General features: G+C 67.4%; 6 protein-coding genes. 5 read left to right on the forward strand and 1 reads right to left on the reverse strand.

Going from position 1 to position 4,598, the window contains the following annotated elements; genetic code table 11:
- Positions 1–816 precede the first annotated feature (816 nt).
- From ACIQU6_RS43805 to ACIQU6_RS43820, 4 genes are all read left to right on the forward strand, one after another.
- Complete coding sequence (locus ACIQU6_RS43805; RefSeq protein ID WP_403488179.1) at positions 817–1,272, forward strand: hypothetical protein; 456 nt, start codon at positions 817–819, stop codon at positions 1,270–1,272.
- A gap of 863 nt (positions 1,273–2,135) precedes the next feature.
- Positions 2,136–2,720, forward strand: a complete 585-nt coding sequence (locus ACIQU6_RS43810; protein WP_403488181.1) for a carbonic anhydrase — start codon at positions 2,136–2,138, stop codon at positions 2,718–2,720.
- Positions 2,721–2,789: 69 nt separating this feature from the next.
- Positions 2,790–3,260, forward strand: a complete 471-nt coding sequence (gene cynS, locus ACIQU6_RS43815; protein WP_403488183.1) for a cyanase — start codon at positions 2,790–2,792, stop codon at positions 3,258–3,260.
- A 72-nt stretch (positions 3,261–3,332) separates the two neighbouring features.
- Positions 3,333–3,833: a nucleoside deaminase gene (locus ACIQU6_RS43820; RefSeq protein ID WP_403488185.1), complete on the forward strand. Its 501-nt coding sequence runs from the start codon at positions 3,333–3,335 to the stop codon at positions 3,831–3,833.
- A 110-nt stretch (positions 3,834–3,943) separates the two neighbouring features.
- Here the strand turns inward: ACIQU6_RS43820 and ACIQU6_RS43825 are convergent, their stop codons facing one another.
- On the reverse strand, positions 3,944–4,393 hold the full coding sequence (locus ACIQU6_RS43825) for a transposase (protein WP_403488187.1): 450 nt from the start codon (positions 4,391–4,393) through the stop codon (positions 3,944–3,946).
- Between ACIQU6_RS43825 and ACIQU6_RS43830 the strand changes: the two genes are divergently transcribed.
- Positions 4,377–4,598 (forward strand): transposase family protein (locus ACIQU6_RS43830; protein ID WP_403488189.1); only part of this gene is annotated, 222 nt, incomplete at its 3' end. The genes ACIQU6_RS43825 and ACIQU6_RS43830 overlap by 17 nt on opposite strands.

Below are 4,598 nucleotides of genomic sequence, written 5' to 3' on the forward strand. Positions count from 1 at the left end.
CACGCTTTCGCAGCCCTCCACCAAACCGCACCTCGCTGACCCGCTACGACACCAGCCCGGCCCGGCTCATGTGCCCACCAACTGATGAACTCGGGTCTCTGCGCCCCGGGGCGGCGGTGTTCTCGCGGCTGGCTCCTAGTCACCAGCCGCCGCCTGCCGTTTCCTAACGGCCAGCCCTGCCCCCAGCAATCCATCCCATCTCCGGGGGTATCGATATCGAGGCATCATCGAGAGTTCGCGTGTACTCGCCCGTCCGGCCTTCCCCTTGCCTGTAACCCCCGGATGGAGCGGGAGCCCTTGGGCGTCTTCCCTGAGCTTCGCACCCTGCCGTTACCAGCAACGCACGTCAGAGCGGGGACGGACCTATGAACACTTATCCGGAGCTACGCTGCCGCCATCGGTCTCAGCCCTCCAATCAGCGCGCTCACTCGAACCAAGCGACATCGTGTCGCACCAAGGAAGTCGAGGCCCTTGTCGATGTGGGTGATCAGCGTCTTCTCCGGCGACAGGCGTAGGCCCATCGTGGACAAGACCTCCGCCGCTTCCGCGCACAGGCTCTCGGCGTATTTCCGTGTCCCCGACACTGCCAGGACTCAGTCGTCCGCTTATGCCGCACGTTGGGTTATGCCGACCGCGGGGGCGAGAGCATGACGGATCTGCAGTCCAGTTTTTGAAAGTTCAGCATAATCGGCGTCCACGGCCTACGGGGTCTATATCCCTGTCTGGGCGGGCGAGTTGGCTTGCAGACGGGAGAAGATCATGGATGTGAGCCGTGGGCGGCGCCGTGGGCCGGTGCCGTTGGTGATGATGGGACCGTTGTCGCCGTACGAGTCGTTGCTGCGTACGGAGTTGGCGTCGCTGGGGTACGCGGGGTCGTCGGTGACGGACGCGGTACGCATGATGAGGCGGTTGAGCGCGTGGATGGGCCGGCGGGAACTCTCGCCGGACGCGCTGGAGCCGTCGAGGGTGGAGGAGTTCCTGGCCTTCCGGCGGGCGGTGTGTAAGTCGGAGCCGGTGGCTCGGCGGTCGCTAGGTGCGGTGGTTAAGGTGCTGCGGAATGCTGGCGTGATACCCGTTCCGGCGGCGACCGGAGGTGGTGCTGTGGAGGAACTGCTGGTGGATTACGGCGCCTACCTCCGTGGGGAACGCGGTTTGGCGGCCGAGTCCGTCCGCTGTTACTGCGGTCAGGCACGCAAGTTCCTCGCCGCGCTGCCGACGCCGTTGGAAGCGTCGCTTGCTCGGCTGGATGCCGCGCGGGTGACTGCGGGATGAGGAAGATGGGCTGGCTGAGTTGGTCAACGGCCCACCGCGACAAGGCTGGTGAAGCACCTGGCCGTAGTCGACCGAGCGCCTGGATGGTGGCGGCCGCCGCGTGGGCGAGGGACAGTGGCAGGTGATGGATGCGCGCCGGGACCGCGTGAGCGCGTAGCAGGGCCGTCAGGATCGCATCGCGTAGGTAGGCGACCGGGTCGGCGATGTTGTAGGCCCCCGGTGGCCACGTGACGGCCGCGAGGCAGGCGTCGGTGAGGTTCTGGATCGCGGTGAGGCTGAACTGGACGTCGGGGCCGGGCAGGAGCAGGTGTCCGGCGCGGACGCGGGCGATGCCCAGTCCTGGTCTTCGTCCTCGGGTCCGTTCACCATCGCAGCAGCGTTCCGGACGGCCGAGGCCGCTCCGTGCGCATCCGTCCTGCTGGCCCCAGGCAATCCGCAATGTCCGCAGCCGGCTGACCCCATCAATCACCCTGAATCGCCGGTGGCAGGCATGGTCCAGCACACCACCACCCGCCCAACTACAAGCCTTCATTGGCGCAGTCAACAGAGGAAGACCTGTCAACCTCTGCCGCCCGGACTACACACCACTGGTGGTCGAAAGATGACAGGCTTCTCATACCCGAGAATGACCTTTTCTTTGCTCGCCATTTACCTCTTTTCAAGATCGCTCGTGCGTGCCAGAGTTCTGCGGTCGCAGGTCAACCACACGTGGAGAGCAGCTGTGCCTGCGTCAACTCTGTTACGAGTAGCGGCAACTGCTGCCCAGCCGGTGGAAACGAAGGCCGTCGACGCGTTCGTGTCCACGTCGATCAGAACAACGTTCGTCAGCCGCTGGGCCGGCAGCCATCGAAAGGAAGTGACCCATGCTTGACCTCGCTGAGGGTGTTGCGCGGTTCCAGCGGGACGTCTTCCCGGCCAAGGAGGGCCTGTTCGCCCACCTTGCCGGTCACCACGCCCCGCGCACGTTGTTCATCAGCTGCTCGGACGCCCGCGTCGTCCCCGAGCTGCTCACCGGTAGCGAGCCGGGCGACCTGTTCGTCATCCGCACCGCCGGCAATCTCGTCCCCGCCTACGCCCCCGGATCCGACGGGGTCGCGGCGAGCATCGAGTACGCCGTCGCCGTGCTGGGCGTGAGCGACATCGTGGTGTGCGGGCACTCGGCCTGCGGTGCGATGACCGCCCTGGCCCAGCACCACGACCTGTCAGGTGCCCCGGCGATCGCGGACTGGCTGCGGCACGCGGACGCCTCCCGGGCCCGTGCCGACGGCAGCGCAGTGGACGTGCTCGTTCGGGAGAACGTGCTCGCGCAGCTGGCGAACCTGGCCACCCACCCCTCGGTCGCCGGCGCCTTGGCGGCGCACAAAGTTGCCCTACATGGCTGGGTCTACGACATCCCCACCGGCCGCGTCGAGGACCTCACCGGCGCCGGCGCCGCCTCCGCGGTCTGACCACCACCCCCTTGAACCAGCCGTTTCCGCCACCGCGGACCGGCACTGTCCCGAAAGGAATCTCTTCTCATGGTGCATGCCCAGTTTGACCCCACGGCCCGCGAGACCCTGGCCTCCCAGGCCGTGGACGCCAAGATCCGTAAGGACCTCTCCTGGCAGCAGATCGCCGACGCCTCGGGCCTGTCGGTGGCCTTTACCACCGCCGCCGTCCTCGGCCAGCACCCGCTGCCGGAGAAGTCCGCCAAGGCGGTCGCAGAACTGCTGGGTCTGGACGATGACGCGGTGATGCTGCTGCAGACGATCCCGGTCCGCGGTTCGATGCCGAACCGGATCCCGACCGACCCGACCATGTACCGCTTCTACGAGATGCTCCAGGTCTACGGCACCACTCTCAAGGCCCTGGTCCACGAGGAGTGCGGCGACGGCATCATCTCCGCGATCAACTTCAAGCTCGACGTGAAGAAGGTCGCTGACCCCGAGGGCGGCGAGCGCGCGGTGATCACCTTGGACGGCAAGTACCTGCCAACCAAGCCCTTCTGATCCGGCGGGGGCCGGCCGGGTCAGGCCCGGCCCCGCCTCCTCTTCCCCGCTTCAATCCAGAAAGGTCCGCTCATGGACTTCGTCCAACGCACCATCGACCTTGCCCGTCAGAACGTCATCGAGGGCGGCCGGCCCTTCGCCACCGTCATCGTCAAGGACGGTGAGGTCCTGGCCGAGAGCCCCAACAAGGTCGCCCAGACCAACGACCCCACCGCGCACGCCGAGATCCTCGCCATCCGCGAGGCCTGCACCAAGCTGGGCACCGAGCACCTGACCGGCACCACCATCTACGTCCTCGCCCACCCCTGCCCGATGTGCCTGGGCTCCCTCTACTATTGCTCCCCGGACGAGGTCGTCTTCCTCACCACCCGCGACGCCTACGAGCCCCACTACGTCGACGACCGCAAGTACTTCGAACTCGCCACCTTCTACGACGAGTTCGCCAAGGACTGGGACAAGCGCTGCCTGCCCATGCGCCACGAACCACGCGAGGCCGCCGTGGAGGTCTACAAGTTCTGGCAGGAGAACAACGGCGGCGACCGCCGCGTCGCCGAGGCCCCCACCATCACCTGACGCCCCGTGCGCCGGTGGCCAAAGTCCGACGGCCGCCGGCCGCCGGCCCCCTGCCACACCACGGGGCCGGCGGGCCCGCCTCCTCGGTCCCTCGAGGCTGCTCTGTCGTGTCAAGCCGCTTGAGCCAGGTCTTCCGCGTCCGGCTGGTTCCTTCGTTCGAGGATCTTGAAGATCTGGCGGCAGATGTTGCGCTTGGGGCATCGCTGCGCGTCGCGGGGGCTCTTGCCCTCGCCGGTGCGGCGGGCGACGTACGCCTTCGTCGCGGGGTCCAGCCGCATCCTGATCAGGGTGATGGTGTGCATCGCTCGGTTCAGCTGGCGGTCGCCGCCTCGGTTCAGTCGGTGCTCGTTGGTCAGGCTCGACGAAGCCGGGATCGGGGCGACGCCGGCGAAGGACGCGAAGGCGGCTTCGGAGCGGAACCGGCCCGGATGCGACCCAGGGCCTCGGCAAAGTCGTAGTGTAGGGCGTCTTTGGCAGGTGGGCGGGCATGAGGTTCCTTGATCATGTGGGTTGTCGAAGCTCACGTGATCGAAGGGGTTGCTCATGCCCGCCTGTGTCATATCGTCGCATCCCGCGCTGGAACGGCTGAGCCGGGCTCGGGGGGTGGCCGGCGGTCGGCTGGAGGAGGCGGGGCTGCTGGCTTGGCTCGCCCGGATACCGGATCCGCGTCGTCGACGAGGTGTGCGGCATGCGCTGGTGGTGGTGCTGGTGATCGCGGCGTGCGCGGTCCTGGCCGGCTGCCGGTCCCTGGCTGCGATCGGCGAG

Source organism: Streptomyces sp. NPDC090442, assembly GCF_044769405.1.
Lineage (GTDB): Bacteria > Actinomycetota > Actinomycetes > Streptomycetales > Streptomycetaceae > Streptomyces.